General features: G+C 56.8%; 22 protein-coding genes, 1 tRNA gene and 1 pseudogene. 14 read left to right on the forward strand and 10 right to left on the reverse strand.

The window, feature by feature from the left end; all coding sequences use genetic code 11:
- Nucleotides 1–141: 141 nt before the first annotated feature.
- Genes ACQZQY_RS14085 through ACQZQY_RS14095 form a run of 3 tightly spaced genes read left to right on the forward strand, consistent with a single transcriptional unit; the run spans nucleotide 142 to nucleotide 2,787 of the window.
- The gene (locus ACQZQY_RS14085) at nucleotides 142–984 is read left to right on the forward strand and encodes a MetQ/NlpA family ABC transporter substrate-binding protein (RefSeq protein ID WP_056780923.1); all 843 of its coding nucleotides are present in this window, start codon (nucleotides 142–144) and stop codon (nucleotides 982–984) included.
- Between the two features lie 11 nt (nucleotides 985–995).
- A complete protein-coding gene (locus tag ACQZQY_RS14090) occupies nucleotides 996–2,150 on the forward strand; it encodes a methionine ABC transporter ATP-binding protein (RefSeq protein WP_390975201.1) in 1,155 nt (384 codons plus the stop codon).
- Entirely contained in the window at nucleotides 2,131–2,787 is a 657-nt protein-coding gene (locus ACQZQY_RS14095; protein ID WP_056780917.1) for a methionine ABC transporter permease, read from the forward strand. Before ACQZQY_RS14090 ends, ACQZQY_RS14095 begins: the two co-directional genes overlap by 20 nt.
- Nucleotides 2,788–2,829: 42 nt before the next feature.
- Here the strand turns inward: ACQZQY_RS14095 and ACQZQY_RS14100 are convergent, their stop codons facing one another.
- Nucleotides 2,830–4,143 carry an NAD(P)/FAD-dependent oxidoreductase gene (locus ACQZQY_RS14100; RefSeq protein ID WP_431295826.1) on the reverse strand — a complete coding sequence of 438 codons (1,314 nt, stop codon included), beginning with the start codon at nucleotides 4,141–4,143 and terminating at the stop codon, nucleotides 2,830–2,832.
- A gap of 334 nt (nucleotides 4,144–4,477) precedes the next feature.
- Here ACQZQY_RS14100 and ACQZQY_RS14105 point away from each other — a divergent pair, with 334 nt between their 5' ends.
- The 3 genes and pseudogenes from ACQZQY_RS14105 to ACQZQY_RS14115 all read left to right on the forward strand — a co-directional run bounded on the left by ACQZQY_RS14105 (nucleotide 4,478) and on the right by ACQZQY_RS14115 (nucleotide 5,278).
- Nucleotides 4,478–4,630: a Hok/Gef family protein gene (locus tag ACQZQY_RS14105; protein WP_072158177.1), complete on the forward strand. Its 153-nt coding sequence runs from the start codon at nucleotides 4,478–4,480 to the stop codon at nucleotides 4,628–4,630.
- A 133-nt stretch (nucleotides 4,631–4,763) separates the two neighbouring features.
- A pseudogene (locus ACQZQY_RS14110) lies at nucleotides 4,764–4,976 on the forward strand (type II toxin-antitoxin system RelE/ParE family toxin); the annotation flags it as partial.
- Nucleotides 4,976–5,278, forward strand: a complete 303-nt coding sequence (locus ACQZQY_RS14115; protein ID WP_122095543.1) for a helix-turn-helix domain-containing protein — start codon at nucleotides 4,976–4,978, stop codon at nucleotides 5,276–5,278. The pseudogene ACQZQY_RS14110 and the gene ACQZQY_RS14115, both read left to right, overlap by 1 nt.
- 86 nt (nucleotides 5,279–5,364) lie before the next feature.
- Here the strand turns inward: ACQZQY_RS14115 and ACQZQY_RS14120 are convergent.
- Nucleotides 5,365–5,440, reverse strand: a tRNA-Asn gene (locus ACQZQY_RS14120).
- Nucleotides 5,441–5,835: 395 nt separating this feature from the next.
- On the opposite strand from ACQZQY_RS14120, the gene ACQZQY_RS14125 reads away from it, so the two are divergent.
- The 7 genes from ACQZQY_RS14125 to ACQZQY_RS14155 all read left to right on the forward strand — a co-directional run bounded on the left by ACQZQY_RS14125 (nucleotide 5,836) and on the right by ACQZQY_RS14155 (nucleotide 12,913).
- Nucleotides 5,836–6,708, forward strand: a complete 873-nt coding sequence (locus tag ACQZQY_RS14125) for a MurR/RpiR family transcriptional regulator (protein ID WP_056780909.1) — start codon at nucleotides 5,836–5,838, stop codon at nucleotides 6,706–6,708.
- Between the two features lie 27 nt (nucleotides 6,709–6,735).
- Entirely contained in the window at nucleotides 6,736–7,317 is a 582-nt protein-coding gene (ddpX, locus tag ACQZQY_RS14130; RefSeq protein WP_056780906.1) for a D-alanyl-D-alanine dipeptidase, read from the forward strand.
- Nucleotides 7,318–7,364: 47 nt separating this feature from the next.
- A complete protein-coding gene (locus ACQZQY_RS14135) occupies nucleotides 7,365–8,942 on the forward strand; it encodes an ABC transporter substrate-binding protein (protein ID WP_431295827.1) in 1,578 nt (525 codons plus the stop codon).
- A gap of 62 nt (nucleotides 8,943–9,004) precedes the next feature.
- Nucleotides 9,005–10,021: an ABC transporter permease gene (locus ACQZQY_RS14140; protein ID WP_122095541.1), complete on the forward strand. Its 1,017-nt coding sequence runs from the start codon at nucleotides 9,005–9,007 to the stop codon at nucleotides 10,019–10,021.
- A gap of 3 nt (nucleotides 10,022–10,024) precedes the next feature.
- The gene (ddpC, locus tag ACQZQY_RS14145) at nucleotides 10,025–10,936 is read left to right on the forward strand and encodes a D,D-dipeptide ABC transporter permease (RefSeq protein WP_056780896.1); all 912 of its coding nucleotides are present in this window, start codon (nucleotides 10,025–10,027) and stop codon (nucleotides 10,934–10,936) included.
- 1 nt (nucleotide 10,937) lies between these two features.
- The gene (locus ACQZQY_RS14150) at nucleotides 10,938–11,957 is read left to right on the forward strand and encodes an ABC transporter ATP-binding protein (protein ID WP_421670167.1); all 1,020 of its coding nucleotides are present in this window, start codon (nucleotides 10,938–10,940) and stop codon (nucleotides 11,955–11,957) included.
- The gene (locus tag ACQZQY_RS14155; RefSeq protein WP_431295828.1) at nucleotides 11,957–12,913 is read left to right on the forward strand and encodes an oligopeptide/dipeptide ABC transporter ATP-binding protein; all 957 of its coding nucleotides are present in this window, start codon (nucleotides 11,957–11,959) and stop codon (nucleotides 12,911–12,913) included. Before ACQZQY_RS14150 ends, ACQZQY_RS14155 begins: the two co-directional genes overlap by 1 nt.
- Nucleotides 12,914–13,643: 730 nt before the next feature.
- Here the strand turns inward: ACQZQY_RS14155 and ACQZQY_RS14160 are convergent.
- Genes ACQZQY_RS14160 through galB form a run of 4 tightly spaced genes read right to left on the reverse strand, consistent with a single transcriptional unit; the run spans nucleotide 13,644 to nucleotide 17,126 of the window.
- Nucleotides 13,644–14,531, reverse strand: a complete 888-nt coding sequence (locus ACQZQY_RS14160; RefSeq protein ID WP_431295829.1) for a DUF1932 domain-containing protein — start codon at nucleotides 14,529–14,531, stop codon at nucleotides 13,644–13,646.
- Nucleotides 14,524–15,648 carry a 4-oxalomesaconate tautomerase gene (locus ACQZQY_RS14165; protein WP_431295830.1) on the reverse strand — a complete coding sequence of 375 codons (1,125 nt, stop codon included), beginning with the start codon at nucleotides 15,646–15,648 and terminating at the stop codon, nucleotides 14,524–14,526. Before ACQZQY_RS14165 ends, ACQZQY_RS14160 begins: the two co-directional genes overlap by 8 nt.
- A gap of 9 nt (nucleotides 15,649–15,657) precedes the next feature.
- Nucleotides 15,658–16,383 carry a 4-carboxy-4-hydroxy-2-oxoadipate aldolase/oxaloacetate decarboxylase gene (locus ACQZQY_RS14170; protein WP_431295831.1) on the reverse strand — a complete coding sequence of 242 codons (726 nt, stop codon included), beginning with the start codon at nucleotides 16,381–16,383 and terminating at the stop codon, nucleotides 15,658–15,660.
- Complete coding sequence (gene galB / locus ACQZQY_RS14175; RefSeq protein ID WP_056781025.1) at nucleotides 16,380–17,126, reverse strand: 4-oxalmesaconate hydratase; 747 nt, start codon at nucleotides 17,124–17,126, stop codon at nucleotides 16,380–16,382. The genes ACQZQY_RS14170 and galB overlap by 4 nt, the downstream gene beginning before the upstream one ends.
- 151 nt (nucleotides 17,127–17,277) lie before the next feature.
- Here galB and ACQZQY_RS14180 point away from each other — a divergent pair, with 151 nt between their 5' ends.
- A complete protein-coding gene (locus tag ACQZQY_RS14180; RefSeq protein WP_431295832.1) occupies nucleotides 17,278–18,492 on the forward strand; it encodes a LysR family transcriptional regulator in 1,215 nt (404 codons plus the stop codon).
- A gap of 1 nt (nucleotide 18,493) precedes the next feature.
- Here ACQZQY_RS14180 and aroQ read toward each other — a convergent pair whose 3' ends face one another.
- From aroQ to ACQZQY_RS14200, 4 genes are all read right to left on the reverse strand, one after another.
- Nucleotides 18,494–18,934, reverse strand: a complete 441-nt coding sequence (gene aroQ, locus ACQZQY_RS14185; protein WP_122095532.1) for a type II 3-dehydroquinate dehydratase — start codon at nucleotides 18,932–18,934, stop codon at nucleotides 18,494–18,496.
- A gap of 14 nt (nucleotides 18,935–18,948) precedes the next feature.
- On the reverse strand, nucleotides 18,949–19,782 hold the full coding sequence (locus ACQZQY_RS14190; protein ID WP_431295833.1) for an amidohydrolase family protein: 834 nt from the start codon (nucleotides 19,780–19,782) through the stop codon (nucleotides 18,949–18,951).
- Complete coding sequence (locus ACQZQY_RS14195; RefSeq protein WP_056780868.1) at nucleotides 19,779–21,041, reverse strand: gallate dioxygenase; 1,263 nt, start codon at nucleotides 21,039–21,041, stop codon at nucleotides 19,779–19,781. Before ACQZQY_RS14195 ends, ACQZQY_RS14190 begins: the two co-directional genes overlap by 4 nt.
- A gap of 121 nt (nucleotides 21,042–21,162) precedes the next feature.
- A complete protein-coding gene (locus tag ACQZQY_RS14200; protein ID WP_421670160.1) occupies nucleotides 21,163–22,542 on the reverse strand; it encodes an MFS transporter in 1,380 nt (459 codons plus the stop codon).
- Nucleotides 22,543–22,796 lie beyond the last annotated feature (254 nt).

A 22,796-nucleotide genomic window follows, 5' to 3' on the forward strand; every position in this document is an offset into this window, starting at 1 on the left:
GCCATTTTGCATATTCAATTCAGGAATATGTATCTCTTAAACAATATTATAAAGAAATAAGCCGATCGGTATACTCGCCAAATTCCTGCACAAAATCACAGCCATGTGCAGGCCTCTCATCAATACTTTTGGGGATAACCGATGCAGACTACATTCAACAAAACCAAGACCCGCGTTAACCGTGCATTTTTACTGGCAGCGACGTCTGCTGTCATGATTTCAAGCGGCATTCTTGCTCCGCTTTCTTTGGCGCAGGCGGCGGATAAAACCACCATTAAAGTCGGTATCATCAGTGGCGAAGACGAAGATGTCTGGCGCGAAGTGGTGAAGCAGGCGGCCGCGAAAGGGCTGACCGTGAAACCGGTGGTCTTCAATGATTACAACCAGCCTAACGAAGCGCTGCAAAACGGTGAAGTGGACGCCAATGCCTTCCAGCATCAGCCATTCCTCGATAATCAGATCAAAGTAAATCATTACGATATCGTGCGCGTGGGTTACACCGCCGTGTGGCCGATCGGCCTGTATTCTAAAAAAGTCAAAACGGCTGATGAGCTGAAAGAAGGCGCGGTGATCGGCGTTCCCAACGATCCGGCTAACGAAGCGCGTGGTCTGATCCTGTTACAACAGTCCGGCGTGATTAAACTGAAACCGGGCGCGGGTATTTTCGCGACCACCGCAGACATCATTGAGAACCCGCGTCACGTCACCATCAAAGAACTGGATTCCGGCATTATCGGCCGCTCCGTTCCGGATCTGGACGCGGCAATCGTCAACACTGACTGGGCGCTGAAAAGCGGCCTGACGGCGGCTGACCGTATCGCGCAGGAGCCGGTAAAAGGCAATCCTTACAACAACTTCATTGCAGTGAAAACAGAGAACGCCAATGCGCCGTGGGTGAAAACATTAGTTGCCGCCTACCAGAACGACGACGTGAAAAAAGTGTTTGATAAGGTCTATAAAGGCACCGGCGTCACGGCCTGGTAAGGATGTAAAGCATGACGATTATCTCTGAGATCGACGCGCATTTTACCGGTTCTTCCGCCGATGAACATCACGCCGGGGAAGCGCAGGTGAATGCGTTCGTAAGAGCTGAACGGACAGGCGCGGCTGAACATGCTGAAGACGTGGTGCAACTGCACCGCGTCAACCGCCGTTTCGCAAACACGCAGGCCCTCAAGGATGTGTCGTTAACCGTCAGGCGGGGAGAGATCCTCGGCCTTATCGGTCGCAGCGGGGCAGGGAAATCGACCCTGATCCGCTGCCTTAACGGACTGGAACAACCTGATGACGGCGTGATCAAAATCGAAGGGCACACCATCACCGGCCTTAGCGAAAAAGCGTTGCAGTCGGTGCGCAGCCGCGTCGGGATGGTGTTTCAGCACTTTAATTTACTGTCGGCCAAAACGGTTGAGCAAAACGTCGCGCTGCCGCTGAAAATTGCCGGTTACGACAAAGCACGCCGCCAGGCGCGGGTCGCCGAATTACTGGCACTGGTCGGGCTGGAAGATAAAGCCAAAAACTATCCGGCGGCGTTGTCCGGCGGGCAAAAACAGCGTGTCGGTATTGCCCGTGCGCTGGCCGCCAACCCGGCATTATTACTCTGCGATGAAGCCACCTCGGCACTCGATCCGGAAACCACGCGATCTATTCTGGCGCTGCTGCAATCCCTTAATCAAAAACTCGGCATCACCATTTTGCTGATCACCCATGAGATGGAAGTGATCAAAAAAATCGCCCACAGGGTGGCGGTGATTAACGCCGGGGAAATCATTGAGGAAGGGCCGGTCTGGCAGGTGTTTGCTCATCCGCAATCTCAGCTGACGCGCACGCTTTTACAGGGATTACTGCCCCAGTTGCCGGAGGCGCTAGCCGAACAGCTTTCGCCGGTACGTCAGGGCGAGGCGATTTACAGCGTGCACTATGCCGGGCAAGGCCGTCAGGGCGAGATCCTCACTCTGATGGCGGCGGAACTGCCGGGGCAATTCCGTCTGATTCAGGGCGGCGTCGACCATATCCAGCATTACGCCGTGGTGCGTTTTTTCTTCTCTGTCCCGGTTGATAATCCGGCGTCAGAGCAGGCTGTTTTACACTGGCTGCACCAGCACCAGGCAACCGTGGAGCTGACAGGCTATGTCTCCAGTAATGCTTGATTTATTGATTAACGCTGTCGAAGAAACACTGCTGATGACCGCCATCTCCGGGCTGTTCTCACTGATTGCTGGTTTGCCACTTGGTCTGATTCTGGTGATGAGCAGCCCTGGCGGCATTGCCGAAAACCGCTGGGTCAACCGCTCGCTGGGGCTGGTCATCAACGGTTTCCGCTCACTTCCTTTCATCATTTTGCTGGTAGCATTGATTCCGGTAACGCGCTTTCTGGTCGGCACGTCGCTCGGCACCTGGGCAGCCATTGTGCCGCTCTCCATTACGGCGACACCGTATTTTGCCCGTGTTGCCGAAGTGTCTCTGCGCGATGTCGATCGTGGTCTGATTGACGCCGTTCGTGCGATGGGCGCCAGTAAACTGCGCATCGTCTGGGACGTGCTGATCCCGGAAGCATTGCCCGGTATTTTATCCGGGTTTGTGGTGACGCTGGTGGCGCTGATTGGGGCGTCGGCGATGGCGGGGGCTATCGGCGCAGGCGGGTTGGGCGATCTGGCAATCCGTTACGGCTATCAGCGTTTTGAAACGGTGGTGATGATTGAAGTGATTGTGGTGCTGATTGTCATGGTCTGCGGCATTCAGTGGCTGGGCGATCGCATCGTGGCGCGCGTCGATAAACGCCATTAAAAAAGCCGGTCGTCTGTGAATGGCGACCGGCCAGTCTGATAATTACATTTCACTGCGTGAGCGCCAGCGTTCACGCGCCATAAACCCTTTCACACCGATATCCAGGAACGGGCGCGGCGGCAGATAACTGGCGCGCCCAACCGTATGCATATCAGCCAGGAGCGGGTGATCTTCCCCCGCCGCATGATCCGCCAGCAACCTTCCAAAGGCGCTCTGCTTTGAGCTGCCGGAGCCGTTGCATCCCGCCGACGAATAGACATTCTCCGACAGATTCCCCCACACCGGCGCACCGTTGCGCGTAATACTGATCAATCCCGACCAGGTGTAGGCCATATTGACGTCCTGCAACTGCGGATAGATGCGGGCGAACAGTTCCTGATGACGTCGCGCATGGCGGCCGGTTTCTACCGCACCGGTCACCAGACCCGGCGTGAAATTAACATGCTCGCGGATCAGGAAACGATGATCGGCGGTATAGCGCAGCGTCGCGCCCGCCAGCGCATTCACTGGTGTTGAGCCCCAGGGTGAAATATCCCCGATCCGCTGGCGTTGTTCCGGCGTCAGCGGTTCAGTGAGGGTGGCAAACGTCGACATGGCAAACACGTTGCCTTTAAACAAGGGTAATCCACGCGCCGCGCCATTAATCGCCAGCATCAGTTTGCGTGCCCGGACTTCTCCATGCGGGGTTTCAGCCCGGATCGCGCCTTGTGTATCAATCTGCAAGGCCGGAGAATTGGCATAGACGGTAACGTTCGGGGGCAGGGTCGCCACCAGCCCGCTGATAAGCGCAGCCGGATTCACCAGAATGCAGTTGGGCGTATATACCGCACTGCGATAAAAACCAGTGCCCAGACGCTGTTTCAGCGCTGCGTTATCCAGCCGTTCAAAACGTTCGCCCAGCGTGGTGAGTTCGTCCTGATAGTGCGCGATGTCATCATCAAATTGTTCGCTCACCGCGCAGTGATATTTCCCGGCGTTCTGCCAGTCGCAATCAATACCGTGCTGATCGACAGTTTCTTTCAAATGCGCAAGACCAAACTGTAAAAGACGGCGGTAAGTCTGCGCCTGCTCGAGCTCAGCGGAGGTACTGCCAACCGTGTGCGGCAGGTCAATCACAAAACCGGAGTTACGCGCAGAGGCGTTATCCGCGACATCCAGCGCTTCGAGCACGACAACGTGTTCATGCGGGCGAAGCTCCGCAATACGGCGGGCAAACGCCAGCCCGGCAAATCCTGCGCCAATCACCAGCCAGTCAGCGGTAACGTTACCGTGCAACGCCGGATGGCGGGGCGTGTTACCGCGCACGGCGGCCCAGCCATTAATATTCTGATCAAGAGGTAAATGTTTAATTTTCATCGTTATGTGAGGTCGTTATCCCAGGTGGTTCGATCCTAATGGATAGACGTATAGATGTCTAATGCGGATTAGACATAACGATAGAGGGGGCAGTAAGGGCCGGTTAAAATTAGGACAAAGTGAACGAAAATCAGGCAGGGTTAACTTGATAGAATGCGCGCGGGTGCTTGAGGCTTATCTGGCTTGAGCAGCGTTGTGAAAGACATAATAGTTGTTCAAGGCATAATAAGAAGAAAGCCCCGAGGAGATTTTTCAATCAACCCGAGGCTATCACAACCATACCTAGACAATATGAGGATAGCCTCTTAAAAGCAGGAATGCAACGGAGGGCAAGATGTCGCGAAAGCTTGTGTTACACGGACTCATCGTGGTTTGTTTCACATTGCTGGCCTGGACCTGGATGGTGCGTGATTCGCTGTGCGAATTGCATATTAAGCAGGGGAAAACAGAAATTGCGGCAGTCTTAAGCTACGAAATTAAGAGCTAACCGTAAGGTGGGGTTCGCCCCACCTTTTTGGTTGTTGTCGACGTATGTTGGCCTCAGGCACCCATTCTTTAACATTACCCTGCGTATTCTGGAAGCTGTGTTCCGTATTGGAAACGTCCCACTTGTGAATCACTCCCGACATCGCAATATGAAAGAATTGCGCATCCAAAGTAAGGGCGATCCCCTTCGGGCGTTTTATGCTTTTGATCCTTTGCGCAGAGGTATTTTACTTTGCGCGGGAAACAAAGTGGGTAATGAAAAAAGATTTTATGAAGTCATGATACCGGTGGCCGACAATGAATTTACACGGCACCTGAATACGATAAAAGAAAAGGAATTGCCTTAATGAGCAGAACCCTTGAACAGTTACTGGCATCCGTAAAACCTGAAGTCGCTGCACAAGCGCAGGCGATGGCCGTTGATATTTTGATTACCCTTGAGCTGGCCGAACTGCGTGAAAGAATGAATAAAACACAATGTGAGATGGCTGAAGCGTTGGGCATTAAACAGCCTACGGTTGCCGGTATGGAAAAGCCGGGCCGTGACCTGAAATTGTCGACGTTGAAACGTTATGTTGAAGCAGCGGGTGGCAAGTTGCGTCTGGAAATCGATTTGCCGGATGGCACTCATTTTGGATTTGCGATGTAACCGCATTGCCTGACCTGCACGAATTCGTGCACATAATCAGAATGCAAAAAGCCCGCTTAAGTTTCCTTAAGCGGGCTTTTCTAATTTGGCTCCTCTGACTGGACTCGAACCAGTGACATACGGATTAACAGTCCGCCGTTCTACCGACTGAACTACAGAGGAATCGTTTGAACGGGGCGAATAATAACGACTGCCCGTGGGCATGTCAAAGGGTTAACGAAAAAAGATGACCGACTGCTTTCTTAATATCCAACCTGTTGACTATTAAGACAAAGTGATTGATTCCTCGTCCTCAAATTGCCTTATCTGCCTCTTCGTGCGCCGTGGATGCACTAAAAGTACACACAAGCTGCCTGTTTGTTGTGCACCTCTCGCTCATCCTGCGGTTCTGTAAAAGGACCAGGCCGGGTTTTTAGCGACTTTCCGGCCTGAACGCCCCCTGATTCAAGATCTGCTGCACAAATTTCACTCATTTCTCGGGGTTGGCACACCCCGTGCATTGTTATTTAACTAACAAGAGCTAGTTTTATGACAATAAAGCAACACGGAGTTAACCAATGCAGCCAGCGCAGGATGTGATTGAACAAATCGAAGCCTCGTTCGCCGTGCAGACGCCAACCGGCAAGCGCATCGCCAGTTATCTGCTGGCAAATCTGGCGCAGATCCCGTTTGAGACGGCGGACAGTATCGCGCGCAGCGCAGCGACCAGCGGCATTTCCGTCGGGCGTTATCTGCGCAGCCTGGGCTATCGCAATCTGGATCACTTCAAGCAAACGCTGCGCCTGCAAAGTGGCACCGCCTATCAGCCGTGGGTGGTGACCGATCGCCTTGGCGCGTATCGCGAGCGCAGCAAACAGCCGCAGCAGGAAAAGCTCCGGCAGTCACTGACGCTCGAACTTGAAGCCATCAATCATGTGTATCAGCTGGCACAGAGCGACAGCTTTGCGCAGATCAGCCGGCGTCTGGCCGATGCGGAGGCCGTATTCATTCTCGGGATCCAGTCCGTGCGCGGCATTGCCAACAATTTCTCCAGTTATCTCGAGTATTTACGCCCGAAAGTCTATTTCGCCGACGGCCTGTCCGGCACCTATGTTGAATCGCTGAATTCGGAATTCGCGCAGCCTTATCTGGTGGTCACCGACACCCGTGCGTATTCAAAAATGGCGCAAACCTATTGCGAAGCGGCCTGCGAACGCGGGCTGAATGTCGCGCTGATCACCGACATTTACTGCCCGTGGGCGCGCGATTATCCGGTGGATTTGTTGCAGGTGAAAACTGACACCGGCCAGTTCTGGGATTCGATGGCGCCACTCAGTTGCCTGTTCAACCTGCTGTGTTCGGCGGTGCTCGAACTGCGCGGTAACGACGTCGAGCAGCGTCTGGCCAATAACCGGATTTTACAAAAACAGCTCGGACAATTTGAATCCTAACCTTCACACCAGCGGACAGATTTATTGATGAACACAAAAACACCTGATATCGCCCTGATCGATCTGGCAGAGGTTTTACCCGATGCCGTCATCGACCTGAAATATGCCACGGCAGATAACCTGACCGGTCAGCCGATTTATCGCGAATCGCGCTGCCTGTTACACCCTGATGCCGCTGCTGCACTGGTGCGCTGTAACCAGGTGGCAAAACTGGCCGGCTTTACCCTGAAAATTTACGACGCTTACCGGCCACAGGCGGCGCAGGCCTGTTTGTGGGCGGCATTTCCAAACCCGGATTATGTGGTGGATATCAGACTCGGTTCGCACCACAGCCGCGGGGTGGCGGTGGATCTGACCCTGCTGGATGAGCAGGGCAACGTGGTAGATATGGGCGCGGGCTTTGATGAAATGACCGAAGTTTCGCACCCGTTTTATCCGGATTTACCGCCGCACATTCAGCGTAACCGCCTGTTGCTCAACGCCGTGATGGCCGCGGGCGGCTTTAAAGGTATCACCAGCGAGTGGTGGCACTTTGAATTACCGGATGCCAAAACGTATCCGTTGTTGGAAGAGCGGTTCGGCTGCTTTCCGCCGGTGAATGCCGCGTAATCATTGCACGTCTCTTATCACTTTCTGACAGAGCCAGGAGTTCTCCGATGAGCAACACAGCAATCAACACGTTCCGCAAAAATACAAAGACACAGATCGCCGGTGCCATTTTTCTGGCCCTGTCAGGCTTAAGTTTTGCCGCCCAGGCCGCCGTGCCGAAAGACATGCTGGTGATTGGTAAAGCGGCCGATCCGCAAACGCTGGATCCGGCGGTGACCATTGACAACAACGACTGGACGGTGACCTATCCGGCCTATCAGCGTCTGGTGCAGTACAAAACCGAAGACGGTAAAGGCTCAACGCAGGTGGAAGGCGATCTGGCGGCAAGCTGGACGGCTTCACCCGATCAACTGGTCTGGACCTTCAAACTCAAGCCCGGCGCCAAATTTGATGATGGCACCGACGTCAATGCCGACGCGGTGAAATGGTCCTTTGAGCGTCTGATGAAAATCGGTCAGGGTCCGTCGGAAGCTTTCCCGAAAGACATGACGGTGACGGTGGTGGATCCGATGACGGTCACCTTTACGCTGAAAACGCCGTTCGCGCCATTCCTCTACACGCTGGCCAATGACGGCGCAGGCATCGTCAACCCGGCGATTGCCAAAGCCAATCCTGCCGACGAAGGTAAGGCGTGGCTGGCCGGTCATACCGCCGGTTCCGGCCCTTACAAGCTGGATCGCTGGCAGAAAGGTCAGCAACTGGTGCTGGTGCCGAACCCGCACTACAACGGCACGAAACCGGCGTTCAAACGCGTGACCGTGAAAATTATCGGTGAAAGCGCCACCCGCCGCCTGCAACTGTCGCGCGGCGATCTGGATATCGCCGATTCCCTGCCGATGGATCAACTGGCGGCACTGAAGAAAGAGGGCAACGTTGCTGTCGAGGAATTCCCGTCGCTGCGCGTGACCTATCTCTATCTCAATAATGCCAAAACGCCGCTCAATCAGGTGGATTTACGCCGCGCGATTTCCTCTGCCGTGGATTATCAGGGCATGGTGAAAGGCATTCTCGGTGGCAATGCCAAACAGATGCGCGGGCCAATTCCTGAGGGCATGTGGGGCTTCGACCCGACGGCGAAGCAATACACCTTAGATCTGACGCAGGCCAAATCCGATCTGGAGAAGGTCAAAGACAAACCGAAGACGCTGGATTTCCTGTATTCCGATAACGATCCGAACTGGGAATCTATCGCGCTTGCCGTGCAGGCGAGCCTCGGTCAGGCCGGTATCAACGTGAAGCTGGAAAAACTGGCGAATGCCACCATGCGCGACCGCATCGGGCAGGGCGATTACGACATCTCCATCGGTAACTGGAGCCCGGATTTCGCTGACCCGTACATGTTCATGAACTACTGGTTTGAGTCCGATAAAAAAGGCCTGCCGGGTAACCGTTCTTTCTACGCCAATCCTGAGGTCGATGCCTTACTGAAAAAAGCGGTGTCGGTGACCGATCAGAAAGAGCGTACCGGTTACTACCAGCAGGCGCAGAAAATCGTTATCGACGAAGCGGCGTACGTTTACCTGTTCCAGAAAAACTATCAGGTGGCGATGAACAAAGACGTGAAAGGCTTTGTTTTCAACCCGATGCTGGAGCAGGTGTTTAACGTGGGGCAAATGCACAAGTAACAGCGGCATCATTCACGAAAGCCCCTTTCACGATCTGAAGGGGGTTTTACGGGGAAAACACTATGACTTTTTGGACGTTGATCCGCCAGCGCTGCTGGGGCCTGATACTGGTGATGGCGGGCGTTTGCGTGATCACTTTTATCATCTCGCACATGATCCCCGGTGATCCGGCGCGGTTACTGGCGGGCGATCGCGCAAGTAATGAAATGGTCGAACATATCCGTGAGCAGCTCGGGCTGAACCAGCCGCTGTATGTACAGTTTTTCCGTTATGTCAGTGATTTGCTGCACGGTGATTTGGGCACGTCGATCCGCACCGGACGTCCGGTGCTGGAAGATCTGAAAGCCTTCTTCCCGGCGACGCTGGAGCTGGCGGTCAGCGCCCTGTTTCTGGCGATTGTGCTTGGCATTCCGCTGGGCGTGTTGTCGGCGGTATACCAGAATAAATTTCCCGATCATCTGGTGCGTTTGCTTTCCGTACTGGGCATTTCCACGCCTGCATTTTGGCTCGGGCTGGGCGTCATCATCCTGTTTTACGGCCATCTGAACCTGCTGCCGGGCGGCGGAAGGCTCGACGACTGGCTGGATCCCCCTGCTGATATCACCGGTTTTTATGTGCTCGACTCCCTGCTGACCGGCAACTGGGAGACGTTCTGGAACAGTCTGCAACATCTGGCGATGCCTGCGCTGACGCTGGCGTTCGTCCATATGGGCATCGTGGCGCGGCAAATTCGCTCGGCGATGCTGGAGCAACTGAATGAAGATTATATCCGCACGGCGCGTGCCAACGGGCTTTCGCGCTGGCGGGTGATCCTCAGCCACGCCTTGCCGAACGCGCTGATCCCATCGGTGACGGTGCTCGGGCTGGCGATGGGCGATTTACTCTACGGCGCGGTGCTGACCGAAACCGTTTTTGCCTGGCCAGGCATGGGCGCGTACGTGGTGAATTCGATTCAGGCGCTGGATTTCCCGGCGGTGATGGGCTTTGCGGTGGTGGTGTCGTTTGCGTACGTCATCGTCAATTTGTGTGTGGATTTACTGTATGTGTGGATCGATCCGCGCATTGGCCGTGAGGGGTGAGGCATGTCTGTGATTGAACCGGGCGTCAATAATCACCGGGCCGATATCGTGGCACCGGACGTCAAACCGCGTTTCGCCAGCTGGCGGCGCACATTTCATCTGCTGAGCCGCAGCCCGCTGACCCTGCTCGGGCTGGCGATTATGCTGATCGTACTTTTCATCATGATTTTCTCGCCGTGGCTGGTACCGCATGACCCGAACGCCATCAGCCTGACCGACCGGCTACAGGCACCTTCCGCGCTGCACTGGTTTGGCACGGATGAAGTCGGGCGCGATCTGTTCAGCCGCGTGCTGATTGGCAGCCAGCAGTCGGTAGCGGCAGGGCTGGCGGTGGTGATTATCGCGGGCAGCATTGGCTCGTTGCTCGGCTGTTTCTCCGGCGTGGTCGGCGGTCTGGTGGATGCGCTGATCATGCGCTGCATGGACATCATGCTCTCGGTGCCGTCGCTGGTATTAACCATGGCGCTGGCCGCCGCGCTCGGGCCAAGTCTGTTTAACGCCATGCTGGCGATTGCCGTGGTGCGCATTCCGTTTTATGTGCGGCTGGCGCGCGGGCAAACGCTGATGCTGCGCCATCAGGCATACATGCAGGCCACGCGCACATTCGGCGCGTCGCGCTGGCATCTGATTACCTGGCACGTTTTACGCAACGTTATGCCGCCGCTGGTGGTGCAGGCATCACTGGATATCGGCACCTCGATTCTGATGGCGGCGACGCTCGGCTTTATCGGCCTCGGTGCGCAGCAACCGACCGCAGAATGGGGCGCGATGGTGTCTAACGGCCGTAATTATATTCTCGATCAGTGGTGGTATTCGGCATTCCCCGGCGTGGCGATCCTGATCACCGCCACCGGTTTTAACCTGTTCGGCGACGGTCTGCGCGACCTGCTGGATCCGAAAAGCAGAGGGCGCTGACATGACTGAGCAAACCCACGGGCCGGTACTGGAAATCGACAAGTTGCAGCTGGTCTTTCCGGTCTACGGCGGCGAAGTAAAAGCACTGAATCAGGTGTCACTGTCGGTCAGTGCCGGTGAAATTGTCGGCGTGGTCGGTGAGTCCGGTTCGGGCAAATCGGTCACCGCGATGATGGCGATGCGCCTGTTGCCGCCCGACGGTTTTACCGTCACCGGCGGCGAATTACGCATGCTCGGCACCGACGTGGTGCGCGCCAGTGAAGAGCAGATGCGTACTTTGCGCGGCGCACGCGTAGCGATGATTTTTCAGGAGCCGATGAACGCCCTGAACCCGACGCGCAAAATTGGCCGTCAGATGTGCGAAGTCATCTGCCTGCATCAGAAACTCAGCAAGGCGCAGGCGTGGCAAAAAGCCATCGGGTTACTGGATGACATGCAGATCGCCGACGCGGAGCAGGTGATGTCCCGCTATCCGTTTGAACTCTCCGGCGGTATGCGCCAGCGGGTGTTAATCGCCATGGCCTTTTCCTGTGAGCCGGAATTGATCATCGCCGACGAGCCGACGACGGCGCTGGATGTCACGGTGCAGCGTCAGGTGCTGCGGTTACTCCAGCGCAAAGCCCGCGCCAGCGGCACCGCCGTGTTATTTATCACCCATGACATGGCGGTGGTGTCGCAGCTTTGCGACCGGGTTTACGTGATGTACGCCGGGCACGTAATCGAAAGCGGCAACACCACGGATGTGATCGACACGCCGTCGCACCCGTATTCCATCGGCCTGTTGCAGGCGGCACCGGAAAACGGCACCCCCCGCAGCCTGCTGAAAGCCATTCCCGGCACGGTGCCGAATCTGTCAAATCTGCCGCAGGGCTGTGCGTTTCGCGGGCGGTGTCATTATGCTGATGACCGCTGTTTAACCACGCCGGAACTTACCCCGCTGGCCCGGCATCCGCAGCAATCCGTTGCCTGCTGGCATCCGCAGCGTGAAATCCGCATCCAGCCGATTGAGGAGCTTTCCTGATGATTGATGAAGCGTTAGTCGAACTCCAGGATGTGCGCGTACGTTTTCCCTCAAGCTTTAACTGGCGCGGTAAACCGACCGGTTATGTGCACGCGCTGAACGGGCTGGATCTCAATATTATCCGTGGCGAAACCTTAGGGATTGTCGGCGAATCCGGCTGCGGAAAGAGCACGCTGGCACAATTACTGATGGGATTACAAAAGCCGAGCAGCGGGGAAATCCACCGCGCGCGCCACGACAATTCGTGGTTTGGCTCCGGGATGCAGATGGTGTTTCAGGATCCGCAATCGTCGCTGGATCCGCGTCTGCCTGTCTGGCGGATCATCACCGAGCCGGTGTTCGTGCAAAAACACAACAGCAGCCGCGAACGTCGTGAACTGGCCGCCACGCTGGCGGAACAGGTAGGTATTCGCAAAGAGTACCTCGACCGTCTGCCGCATGAATTTTCCGGCGGTCAGCGTCAGCGTATATCCATCGCCCGCGCGTTATCTTCAGAGCCAGACATCATTGTGCTGGATGAACCGACCTCCGCGCTGGATATTTCGGTACAGGCGCAAATCCTCAATTTGCTGGTAGAACTACAACGCCAGCGCAATCTGACCTACGTACTGATTTCTCATAACGTATCCGTCGTGCGCCACATGAGCGACCGCGTGGCGGTGATGTATCTGGGGCAAATCGTTGAACTGGGTGCAGCAGAAAAAGTACTGACCGAACCGCAGCATCCGTATACCCGGTTGCTGCTCGATTCCGTTCCCCGCGCCGGGCGTGCGCTCGATGACGGAATAGTGGATAAGAAAGGGGAGTTACCCAGTAACCGAAATCTGCCGATGGGCTGTTATTTCCGCGAACGCTGCCCGCTGGCCGGCGACGGCTGCCAGATGCCGCAGGATCTTGTCTGCGGGGCAGACGGGGTGGTGGCGAGGTGTCATCGGGTTATGCCGGGGCGGGTCTAAAGACGCTTTTTTAATTTCAAGGTCAACGTCGTGGGTTGCCACCCACACGGGCCTTAAGGTCAAAACCGTGGGTTGCCATCCACACGGGCCTTAAGGTCAAAACCGTGGGTTGCCACCCACACCGGCCTTAAGGTCAAAACCGTGGGTTGCCACCCACACCGGCCTTAAGGTCAAAACCGTGGGCGTCGGCCCACACCGACTTGGGGGGCGGCATATCGCCGCCGCCCCCCAAGACCCCCCGGGCTCTTTTACTGCGCGCTATCGCAGGAACGATGGACATGTTCCGCAGCTATCGTGAGTGGCGCAAATCCAGGTGCTTCGCACTGCCTTCTCTCGGTCTTCGAGCCATAGGTCTCGAAGCCGCTCCGTTCAGCTGGATTTTGAGCACGCCAGTTAACTTTTTGAAAAGATGAGAATCAGTCTGCTTTTGAATTTAAGATCGTGCGGGCGATTCAGAAATCTTGCTGAACGGAGCGGCCTGGAGACCCAAGGCTCCAGGACCGAGAGAAGGAACCGCGCAGCGGCAAGATTTCCAGCCTGTCGCCGTGCTAACTGAAACATAGCCAGCGAGCGGTAGCGCGCAGTAAAAGAGCCGGAGATTCTTAAGAGGCGCGGCGATAGGCGCCTCTTAAGGCCGGTGTGGGTGGCAACCCACGGTTTTGACTTTGATCTTAAGGCCCGCGTGGCCGGCACCCCACGGTTTTGAATTTGACCTTCTGATCGGTTCGCATTACCGTCGATGCAAAATATCCACGGTTCTCTCCCACTCAAACGGCTCCAGATCCGAATACCGGATCCCCTTCGCGGCCAGCGCATCCACCAGCCCTTGCTGGGCCAGCACGGTGCCGGAACTCATATTCGGTGCGACGCCGACATCCGCGAGTGTTTTCACCACTTCGCGCATCTCCTCGGCGCGGCGTTTGCCGTGCTCGGCGATGCGGCTGATGAGATAGTGCGGCAACTGTGCGTCCCAGCCGAGTGACGGAAAGCTGGCGTGCAGCGAGGCCAGCACTTCATTCTCCACGCCGTACTGGCGTGCGGCGCTCAGGCATTCGGCGGTCAGGGCTTCGAGGCCTTTGATCATCACGCTGCGGCACATTTTAATGGCGGAAGCTTCTCCGACGGCGGTGCTGTGGACTTTGCTGTTAAATCCGTTTTCGTTCAGCCATTCGCTGATGGCGTAAACATGCGTGCCGCCCAGCAGCAACGGGGTTTTCAGCCGCGCAGGCGGGTAGGGTGCCATCACGGCGACGTCGATGTAGTTGCCGCCCGCCTGTTCAATCAGTGCCATCGCCTCGCGTTTTGTGTTCGGCGAAACAGAATTCAGATCGAGAAAAAACTGTCCGGGCGCGAGATGCGGGGCGACGGTTTCGGCCACCTTCAGCGCTTCGGCGGCGGTCACGGCAGAGAACATGATCTGGCTGTTTTTTACGGCGTCTTCCACAGACAGCGCAAAGTTCACTCCGGCGTCACGGGCGCGCTGGTGTATCACCGCTGAATCGCTTTGCTTATCAAAGGCCACGATATCCAGCGACGGATTTTGGTATTTTAAATCCGTTGCCAGAATCGTGCCGACCTCGCCGAGGCCAATTAAGGAAATGCGGGTGACATTATTCATGATGCGGTTCCTGATGTTCGTCCTGATGGCCGTCCCACACACTGGCGGGAATGGCGACGCGGCCTTCAAAAATCAGGCGCGCGGTGCGTAACAGCGCGCAGCCTCTGAGACGCTGTGCGCCGGTTTGAGTCGGATCGAGTTGTAGTTCCACGCTGAACTCGCCGGTCGGGTGTTCGACGCTGACCCGCGGCGTGTCGCCGCAGGGCGTATGCGCCAGTCCTTCGGTGATGCTGCCGGGGATCAGGCAGGCGCTGGCGACACTCACCGCGCCGAGCACGCCAATCGAGGCGTGGCAGCGGTGCGGAATAAATGTCCGGCTGGAGATGGCGCCGCCATTGCGCGGCTCAGCGATCAGCGTCATTTTTGGCACGGTGCGCTGCGAGACATCGCCGAGATTCATTTTCGGGCCCGCCTGCAAGCGGATCGACTCGAGACGCTGTTTCAGCGCCGTATCGGCATCCAGTTGTTCGCGGGTTTCATAGCCGCTGCGACCGACATCGGCGGCGCGCAGCAGGATCACCGGCATACCGTTGTCAATGCAGGTGACGTCGATGCCGTCGAAGGTATCGCGGGCGTTGCCGGTGGGCAGCAACGCCCCGCAACTGGAACCGGCGATATCGGCAAATTCGACGCTGATTTTAGCCGCCGTGCCGGGTACCCCGTCGATGCGCAATTCCCCCTGATAACAGACTTCGCCGTCTTTGACCGGGACATGCGCGGTGGCAATCTGCCCGGTGTTTTCCATAAAAATGCGCACCGGCGTGATGCCGTCCAGCGGGCTGACCAGCTGCTTTTCGAGGGCGAACGGGCCCACGGCGGCCAGAATATTGCCGCAATTTTGTCCGTAATCCACCCCCGCTTTATCGACATTCACCTGCGCAAACAGATAATCGACGTCGGCATCAGGCCGTGCGGAAGGGCGGATAATCGCCACTTTGCTGGTCAGCGGATCCGCCCCGCCGAGGCCGTCAATCTGGCGCGGATCAGGGGAACCCATCACTGCCAGCAGGACGCGGTCGCGCAACGTTTCATTTTGTGGCAAATCAGCGGCCAGGAAAAACGCCCCTTTCGAGGTGCCGCCGCGCATCAGCATGCAGGGGATCCGGGTCTGTGGCATATCCGCTCCTCAGCGCTTTTCGGCCTGTTCTGCTTCTTCGGTGGAATCGAAATATTTCAGCCCTTTTTCTGCCAGGCGCGGGCGCATGTTGTAGATATCCAGCCCGAGTTCGCCGTCAGCCATTCTGGCGCGTTTGCTTTCTTCCAGCGTTTCCCGTTCGCGGCTGGCCTGCGCCACCAGGGCAACGTCTTCACGACGCACCACCACCACGCCGTCGTCATCGGCCACGATCGCATCGCCGGGGTAAACCAGTTGCCCCGCACACACCACCGGTACGTTCACGGAACCGAGCGTTTCCTTGATGGTGCCCTGCGCATGAACCGCCCGCGACCAGACGCGGAATCCCATGTCGCGCAGGGTTTTGGTATCTCGAACGCCGAGATCGGCCACCAGCCCGACCACGCCGCGTGCTTTGAGCGACGTTGCCAGCAAATCACCGAAGAAGCCGTCAGAGCATGGCGACGTCGGTGCGACCACCAGAATATCTCCCGGCTGACACTGTTCGACAGCCACGTGGAACATCCAGTTATCGCCCGGCGCGGTCAGCACGGTGACAGCGCTGCCGGAAATCGCGCAATCTTGCTGAATCGGACGGATACCCGCCTCCAGCAAGCCTTTACGACCCTGTGCTTCATGTACCGTCGCGACGCCGAAGGCCGCGAGTGCGGTAACGTCCGCTTTATCTGCCCGTGGAATATGGCGAACCACGACGCCTTTTTTGCCGACCAGACTCATGCTAAATCCTCCGTCACGCGCGGGAAGATGCTCTGATAACCTTCGCCGTAAACGATGTTTTTGGCGCTGGTGATGCCGACATTACGTTTCGCCTGCACGCCACGCTGCTGGGCGACGCGGGTGTAGTATTCCCACAAATGTTCCTGACCGGCCATGCACTGAATGGCCTGATATTTTTTGTCCCAGACGTCGGTGATATCGAGCAGCACGTCGGGTTTCCAGTCGCACTGTTCCGGCTGATGTGGCTCAAAACAGTACACCGGTGGCGCGCCGACGATGGTTTCGCCCGGCTTATACCCCTCGGCCTGCGCGATAATCCGCGCTTCCTGCGCCAGATGCGTCGCCATCGGATGATCGTAGTTGTACGGGTCTTTCAGGGAATGGGTCAGCACGAAATGCGGCTGCACGCGGCGGTAAACGTCGGCCAGGCGGAACAGCGATTCTTTATCAGCACGCAGCGGATAATCACCCATATCGAAAAATTCAACGGTGGCACCGAGAATTTCAGCGGCGGCCATCGCTTCTTCGCGACGCGAGGCTTTCACCACGTCTTCGGTCATATTGCCTTTGCGCCACAGTTTGGCGGATTCACCGCGTTCGCCGAACGACAGGCAAACGATGTGCACGGCGTAACCGGCCTGGGTATGTTTGGCGATGGCACCGCCCGCACGCCAGACGAAATCGGCGGAATGGGCGCTGACAACTAATGCGCTTTTAGCATCATCTTTTTTGGGCTGAGTCATGAGGGTGTCCTTGGTTTTATTGTTCTCAAATGTCTGAGTTCCATGCTGTCAGCCAACGTGCGTGACGGGTAATTCATTTGATTGCAGGGGGTATGCGTTTTATTTATATTGCAGGGAGGTGTCACGCAAAAAAACCATAAGGGAGAAGGGGATGGCGGAAGCTGAGATGCTGAGTAACCTGATGCAAATACGGGCATTTTGTCAGGTGGTCGATCAGGGGAGCGTATCCCGTGCGGCGGATGAATTGTACCGAACCCAGTCGGCGGTCACGCGGGCTATCCGTGACCTGGAACAGTTTCTCGATGTGCCGCTGTTTGAGCGCCACGCCAACGGCATGCTGCTGACGGATTTCGGCAAATGCGTCTTGCCCCGCGCACGGCAGGCCATTGCCGAGCTGCGCCAGATCCCGTCGCAGCTGGCGAAATTGCAGGGCAAAAGCGGCCAGCGGCGGGGCGATACTGAACCGCTGTATCTGTTTAACGTCCGGCGTCTGCAAATCTTTATCTCTTTGTGCAACACGCGGCATATGCAGACGGTGGCGACCCTGCTTGGTCTGAGTCAGCCTGCGGTCAGTGCCGCGCTGAAGGTGCTGGAAAACGGTGCCGGTCTGGCGCTGCTCGAACGTACGCCGCACGGCATGATGCCGTCGCTGGCGGGGCAGGATATCCTGCCGAATCTGCGCCGTGCGCTCAGCGAGCTGCGGCACATTCCCGCCGATCTTGCGGCTCGCCGTGGCGTGCTGGAAGGGACGGTGCAGGTTGGGGCATTGCCGCTTGGCCGCACGCGGTTACTGCCGCAGGCGATCATCGGGCTGACGCAGCGTTACGGCGGGGTAAAAGTGGTCACCAATGAAAGCGCGTTCAGTGCGCTGGCCTCTGAGCTGCGTTCCGGCGAAGTGGATTTCATTTTTGGCGCACTGCGTTCCAGCGATTACGCGGCGGATATGGCGACTGAAACCCTGTTTACCGAAAGCATGGTGATTCTGGCGAGAAAGGGGCATCCGTTGCTGGCAGAAACCGTGACGCAGGAGCATTTGCGCAAAGCGCGCTGGGTGTTGCCACGCGCCGAAACCCCCGCCCGACGACTGCTGGATAACAGCTTTGCCGCCATGGACATGCCGCCGCCTGACCCGGTAGTGGAAAGTGGCGATCTGGGTATTGTGCGCGGATTGTTGCTCGGTTCCGACATGCTGGCAGCGGTGTCTGCCCGCCAGCTGGAACACGAGCTTGAATCCGGCGAACTGGTCAAACTGCCGCTGGAACTGGCCGATACGCACCGCGCCATCGGCCTGACGTTCCGCGCCGGCAGCCTGTTGTCACCGGCGGCCGGCGCGCTGGTCGAGGAGATCAGAAAGGTGTGCGGCTAAATTACTTCTTCAGATTCACCACTGCCTGCCTGATGGCATATTCATAACCCTGAATGCCAAACCCGCAGATCACGCCGACGGAGACGTCGGAGAGAAAGGAGTGATGGCGGAAGGCATCGCGTTTGTGCACGTTAGTGATATGCACTTCGTACAGCGGCAGGCTGACGGCGGTCACCGCGTCGCGCAGGGCGACGGAGGTGTGCGTCCAGGCGGCGGCATTCAGGACGATGGCATCCACGTTGCCGCGACAGGCCTGAATGCGGTCAATCAGCTCGCCTTCGTGATTGGTCTGGAAGAAGTCGATGGTTGCGCCGCAGCTTTCGCCGGTCTGATGACACAGTTTTTCGACAGTCGCCAGCGTGTCGTGACCGTAGGTTTCCGGCTCGCGCGTGCCGAGCAGATTGAGATTCGGGCCGTTAAAAACGGCGATTTTATAATTCATGGTCTTTCCTTTCTTCAGTCATCCGTAAATCCAAACAACGCTTTCGGCGTCTGCCACAAAATCTGCTGACGGGTTTTTTCGTCGGGGAATAATTGCTCCACCAGCATCAGCAACGTGCCGAGATCCATCCGGTGTTCCGCCCGCAGGAACGGCCAGTCAGAACCCCACATGCAATGCTCAGCGCCAAAGGCATGGAGCAGGGCATGCTGATAGGCGTGTCCGTCCTGATAAGGGAAAGGCTGGCGGCTGAACTTTGCCAGGCCCGAGAGTTTCACCCAGGTGCGTTGCTGGTCAGCCAGGCCGAGAAGTGCCTGAAACGCCGGTTGTTGCAGGCCCTGCGTGACATCAGGGCGGCCGGAGTGATCAATCAGCAGCCGCGTTTTGCTGCGGTTGATCAGCGGAAGCAGCGCCAGCAGCTGATCGTTTTGCACCTGAATGGCCGCGAACAGTTCCAGTTCAGCAAGACGCCCCATCAGTGCGTCGAGATGCAGAAACGGCTCCGTGCCGAGCATCGCCACATTCATGGCGATGCCGACCACACCGGCCTGTTTCAGGCTGGCGAGTTGCTCAATGCTGATATCAAACGGCACCACGGCGATGCCTTTGAAGCGGCCATTGCCTTTTTCCAGCGCATCCAGCAGACAGGTGCTGTCGGTGTTGTAACCCGACGTCGGGCCGACAATCAGCGAGTGGCGGATGTTGTACGCCTGCATCACGGCGCGGTAATAATCGGTGGTGCCGATCTCGTGCCCTTGTGGACGATAAGGCGTGTCCGGAAGGTACGGGAAGCGCGCCGGATCAAACACGTGGTGATGAGTGTCGATCTTAGGTTGCTCAAAAATCGTCATGCTTTCGCTTTACCTGCTACTGAATAGAGAACTTGTTGATTGCGGGTTTTCTGGAATTCTTCCAGCGTTTCGCCGCGCATCGCGGAATAAATATGTAAGTTGGAGACGCCGACCACCGCGCCGAGTTTTTCCAGCAGGAAGAAGCTGACGCCGTAATGGATCATGCCGCGCCAGTCGAGTTCGCGAAGAAGTGTTTGTTCCTCGCCGGTCAGCTTCGTTTCCGCGAACAGCGCATGCTGATCGGTGAGGAAACGCTCGCGCCACGCAGGCTGGATCAGACGGTGCAGGAACCGGTTGATGCGCAGGGCTTTCAGACTGCGCGCCTGGGTGAACGGGTAGGTGCCCGGCAACTTTTCGACCCCCGCCATTTGCTGTGCGATTTTGTCACGCTGGCGCTGCTGCACGTCATACGGGGCTTCGCGGGACTGATTCTCAAGGATCAGCGTGGCGATACCGGTCATCGACGGCAGGTAATAGGCCTGATGCAGCTTCTTCACGTTGGCAGATAACGCCCCGCGCATCACCAGCCACATGATCACTTCCGCGCCTTCCATGCCGCCCAGCGTGGCGAATTCCGCCAGCGTCATTTCGGTCAGACGCTCCGGGTCGTTAACGATCATATCGACAAACTGTTCATCCCACGCCGGGTTGTTAAAACCGCAGCGTTCGCCGTGTACCTGATGGGAAACGCCGCCGGTGGCGACAATCGCTACGTTCAGATCTTCCGGAAAACTTTCAATGGCGCGGCGCAGCGCCTGACCGAGTTTGTAACAGCGGCGGGCGGTCGGAATAGGGAACTGCAACACGCCGATTTGCAGCGGGACTATTTGCGTCGGCCAGCCGCCTTCGTGCGGCATCAGGGCAGAAAGCGGCGAGAACAGGCCGTGATCCAAAGGCTTATCCTGAAAGAAGGACATATCAAATTCGTCCGCCATCAGGCTGGCACCGATATGCTGCGACAGCGCCGCATGGCCTTTCACCGCAGGCAAATCGCGCGCGCCACCGCCTTCATCGGCCACTTCATAATGATCGTCAATACCCAGCGTAAATGCCGAATAGTGATCGAAAAAAAACGACGTGACGTGGTCGTTGAAAATGTAAACCAGCGCGTCAGGTTTCTTTTCTTCAAGCCATTTTTGCATCGGCGCAAAGCTTTCGAAAATCGGCGCCCAGGCACTCTCATCCTGCTTATTATGGTCAACCGCAAAACCGATGGTCGGGGTATGTGAAACTGCTAAACCGCCTATGATTTTCGCCATCTTAAATCCTCAATACTTTTTGTAGGGTAACCGCGACGCCAATGTCGCGCCGCGTGAGCGATGTGTCTGACTTAGGTTTCTGATTCTTGTGTTTCTAATTATAAGGTGGCTAATCCAGAGACTAGCGGATATTCAGGGTGCGCGACAACTCCGGGATGTCAGTAATATCAACGCCTTTGATCATCTCGGCCGGGTGCGCCGCGCGGTGCAAAAGAATGCTCAGACCCGCCAGCAAGGCAGGCAGCGCCAGAATAATAAAGATCATGTTTTGGCCGGAGAAAACGCCGAGCAGGACGCCCCCCAGTGATGAGCTGATGATCGCGCCGCTGCGCCCGATGCCGTGCATCCAGCAGACGCCGGTGGCGCGCATTTCTGTCGGGTAGAAGGCCGGGGAAAAGGCCTGCAAGCCGGTCTGAGCGCCGTTAATGCACACGCCGCTGATGAACACCAGCAGGGCGAGAATGTCCGGGCCGAAGTTGCCAATGCCCTGCGAGAGCAGGCTGACCACGCCCATCATGTAGAAGCCTGCGATGACGCGTTTTGCAATGAATCTGTCCATCAGCCCGCCGACCATCAGGCCGCCGAAGGTGCCGCCCAGCTGGAACAAACCGGCGACGATGGCCGCGCGCTCCAGTGAGAATCCGCCGTTACGCATAATGGTGGGCAGCCAGCCGTTGAGCAGATAAATCACGAACAGCCCCATGAAATAGGTGACCCACAAGACAATCGTGCCCTTGGCATAGCCGTTGGCGAACAGCTGGAAGACTTTGGCTTTTTTCTGAATCACCGGGGCTTTAAGCACAAATTTGGTGCCTTCGCTGAACACGCCACCGGCGCGGGTCAGCACTTTGGCGATTTTCTCTTTCGCTACGTTGCGGACCACCATGTACATGGCGGATTCCGGCAGGATCCACATCAGCAGAGGCAGCATCAGCAGAGGCAGGATCCCGCCCGCAAAAATCACCGCTTTCCAGCCAAAATGCGGCAGCAAACCGGCGGCAACAAAACCGCCTGCGCCGGAACCGACGTTAAAGCCGCTGTACATCACGGTGATCATCAGGCTGCGGCGGCGTTCGGGCATATATTCCGACACCAGCGTCACGGTATTCGGCATCACCGCCCCTAAACCGAGGCCGGTGAGAAAGCGCAGGATCGCCATTTCCACTGGCGTGCGGGCAAAGGTGCTCAGCAGGCTGAACAGCGCGAAACAGAGAATCGACCACATCAGCACCCGTTTGCGACCGAACCGGTCTGCATTTGGCCCGGCAATCAGCGCACCGATCGCCACACCAAACATGGCGGCGCCTAAAATCGGGCCCATTTCCGCACGGCTGATGCCCCAGTCTTCGATCAGCGCCGGGGCGATAAAGCCCATCACCGCGGCGTCGTAACCGTCGAACATAATGATGATGAAACACAGGGACAGGACCACCCATTGATATTTGGATATCGGGCGGTCATCTATCCAGGCTTTCACGTCCACGATGGAGTTGTTGCTCATAGGGTACGCTCTCTGTTTTTTTTATTAATATGTGATCGGATTAAAACTTTGAACAAAATTTCACTGACCGGCTTAGCACGCAGAACGGTCGTAAAGGGTTTTTATTAAGATTATTTTATTTGTTAAACAATGAGTTGGTTATTCATTGTGGTGCTTCCTGATAACCAACTTAGGGGCTGGAAAGCGCGCTGTCTGCCATAAAATCATTATGCAGGTATGAGTTTTATTTATATGAAGGCATAAAAAAACGGCAG

The organism is Rahnella sp. PAMC25559, assembly GCF_050632365.1.
Classification (GTDB): Bacteria; Pseudomonadota; Gammaproteobacteria; order Enterobacterales; family Enterobacteriaceae; genus Rahnella; species Rahnella rivi.

Bases quoted from the DNA above. Each gene is read 5' to 3' on its own strand.
- ACQZQY_RS14085 (WP_056780923.1), top strand. From the start codon at position 142: ATGCAGACTACATTCAACAAAACCAAGACCCGCGTTAACCGTGCATTT.
- ACQZQY_RS14090 (WP_390975201.1), top strand. From the start codon at position 996: ATGACGATTATCTCTGAGATCGACGCGCATTTTACCGGTTCTTCCGCC.
- ACQZQY_RS14095 (WP_056780917.1), top strand. From the start codon at position 2,131: ATGTCTCCAGTAATGCTTGATTTATTGATTAACGCTGTCGAAGAAACA.
- ACQZQY_RS14100 (WP_431295826.1), bottom strand. From the start codon at position 4,143: ATGAAAATTAAACATTTACCTCTTGATCAGAATATTAATGGCTGGGCC.
- ACQZQY_RS14105 (WP_072158177.1), top strand. From the start codon at position 4,478: ATGTCGCGAAAGCTTGTGTTACACGGACTCATCGTGGTTTGTTTCACA.
- ACQZQY_RS14115 (WP_122095543.1), top strand. From the start codon at position 4,976: ATGAGCAGAACCCTTGAACAGTTACTGGCATCCGTAAAACCTGAAGTC.
- ACQZQY_RS14125 (WP_056780909.1), top strand. From the start codon at position 5,836: ATGCAGCCAGCGCAGGATGTGATTGAACAAATCGAAGCCTCGTTCGCC.
- ddpX (WP_056780906.1), top strand. From the start codon at position 6,736: ATGAACACAAAAACACCTGATATCGCCCTGATCGATCTGGCAGAGGTT.
- ACQZQY_RS14135 (WP_431295827.1), top strand. From the start codon at position 7,365: ATGAGCAACACAGCAATCAACACGTTCCGCAAAAATACAAAGACACAG.
- ACQZQY_RS14140 (WP_122095541.1), top strand. From the start codon at position 9,005: ATGACTTTTTGGACGTTGATCCGCCAGCGCTGCTGGGGCCTGATACTG.
- ddpC (WP_056780896.1), top strand. From the start codon at position 10,025: ATGTCTGTGATTGAACCGGGCGTCAATAATCACCGGGCCGATATCGTG.
- ACQZQY_RS14150 (WP_421670167.1), top strand. From the start codon at position 10,938: ATGACTGAGCAAACCCACGGGCCGGTACTGGAAATCGACAAGTTGCAG.
- ACQZQY_RS14155 (WP_431295828.1), top strand. From the start codon at position 11,957: ATGATTGATGAAGCGTTAGTCGAACTCCAGGATGTGCGCGTACGTTTT.
- ACQZQY_RS14160 (WP_431295829.1), bottom strand. From the start codon at position 14,531: ATGAATAATGTCACCCGCATTTCCTTAATTGGCCTCGGCGAGGTCGGC.
- ACQZQY_RS14165 (WP_431295830.1), bottom strand. From the start codon at position 15,648: ATGCCACAGACCCGGATCCCCTGCATGCTGATGCGCGGCGGCACCTCG.
- ACQZQY_RS14170 (WP_431295831.1), bottom strand. From the start codon at position 16,383: ATGAGTCTGGTCGGCAAAAAAGGCGTCGTGGTTCGCCATATTCCACGG.
- galB (WP_056781025.1), bottom strand. From the start codon at position 17,126: ATGACTCAGCCCAAAAAAGATGATGCTAAAAGCGCATTAGTTGTCAGC.
- ACQZQY_RS14180 (WP_431295832.1), top strand. From the start codon at position 17,278: ATGGCGGAAGCTGAGATGCTGAGTAACCTGATGCAAATACGGGCATTT.
- aroQ (WP_122095532.1), bottom strand. From the start codon at position 18,934: ATGAATTATAAAATCGCCGTTTTTAACGGCCCGAATCTCAATCTGCTC.
- ACQZQY_RS14190 (WP_431295833.1), bottom strand. From the start codon at position 19,782: ATGACGATTTTTGAGCAACCTAAGATCGACACTCATCACCACGTGTTT.
- ACQZQY_RS14195 (WP_056780868.1), bottom strand. From the start codon at position 21,041: ATGGCGAAAATCATAGGCGGTTTAGCAGTTTCACATACCCCGACCATC.
- ACQZQY_RS14200 (WP_421670160.1), bottom strand. From the start codon at position 22,542: ATGAGCAACAACTCCATCGTGGACGTGAAAGCCTGGATAGATGACCGC.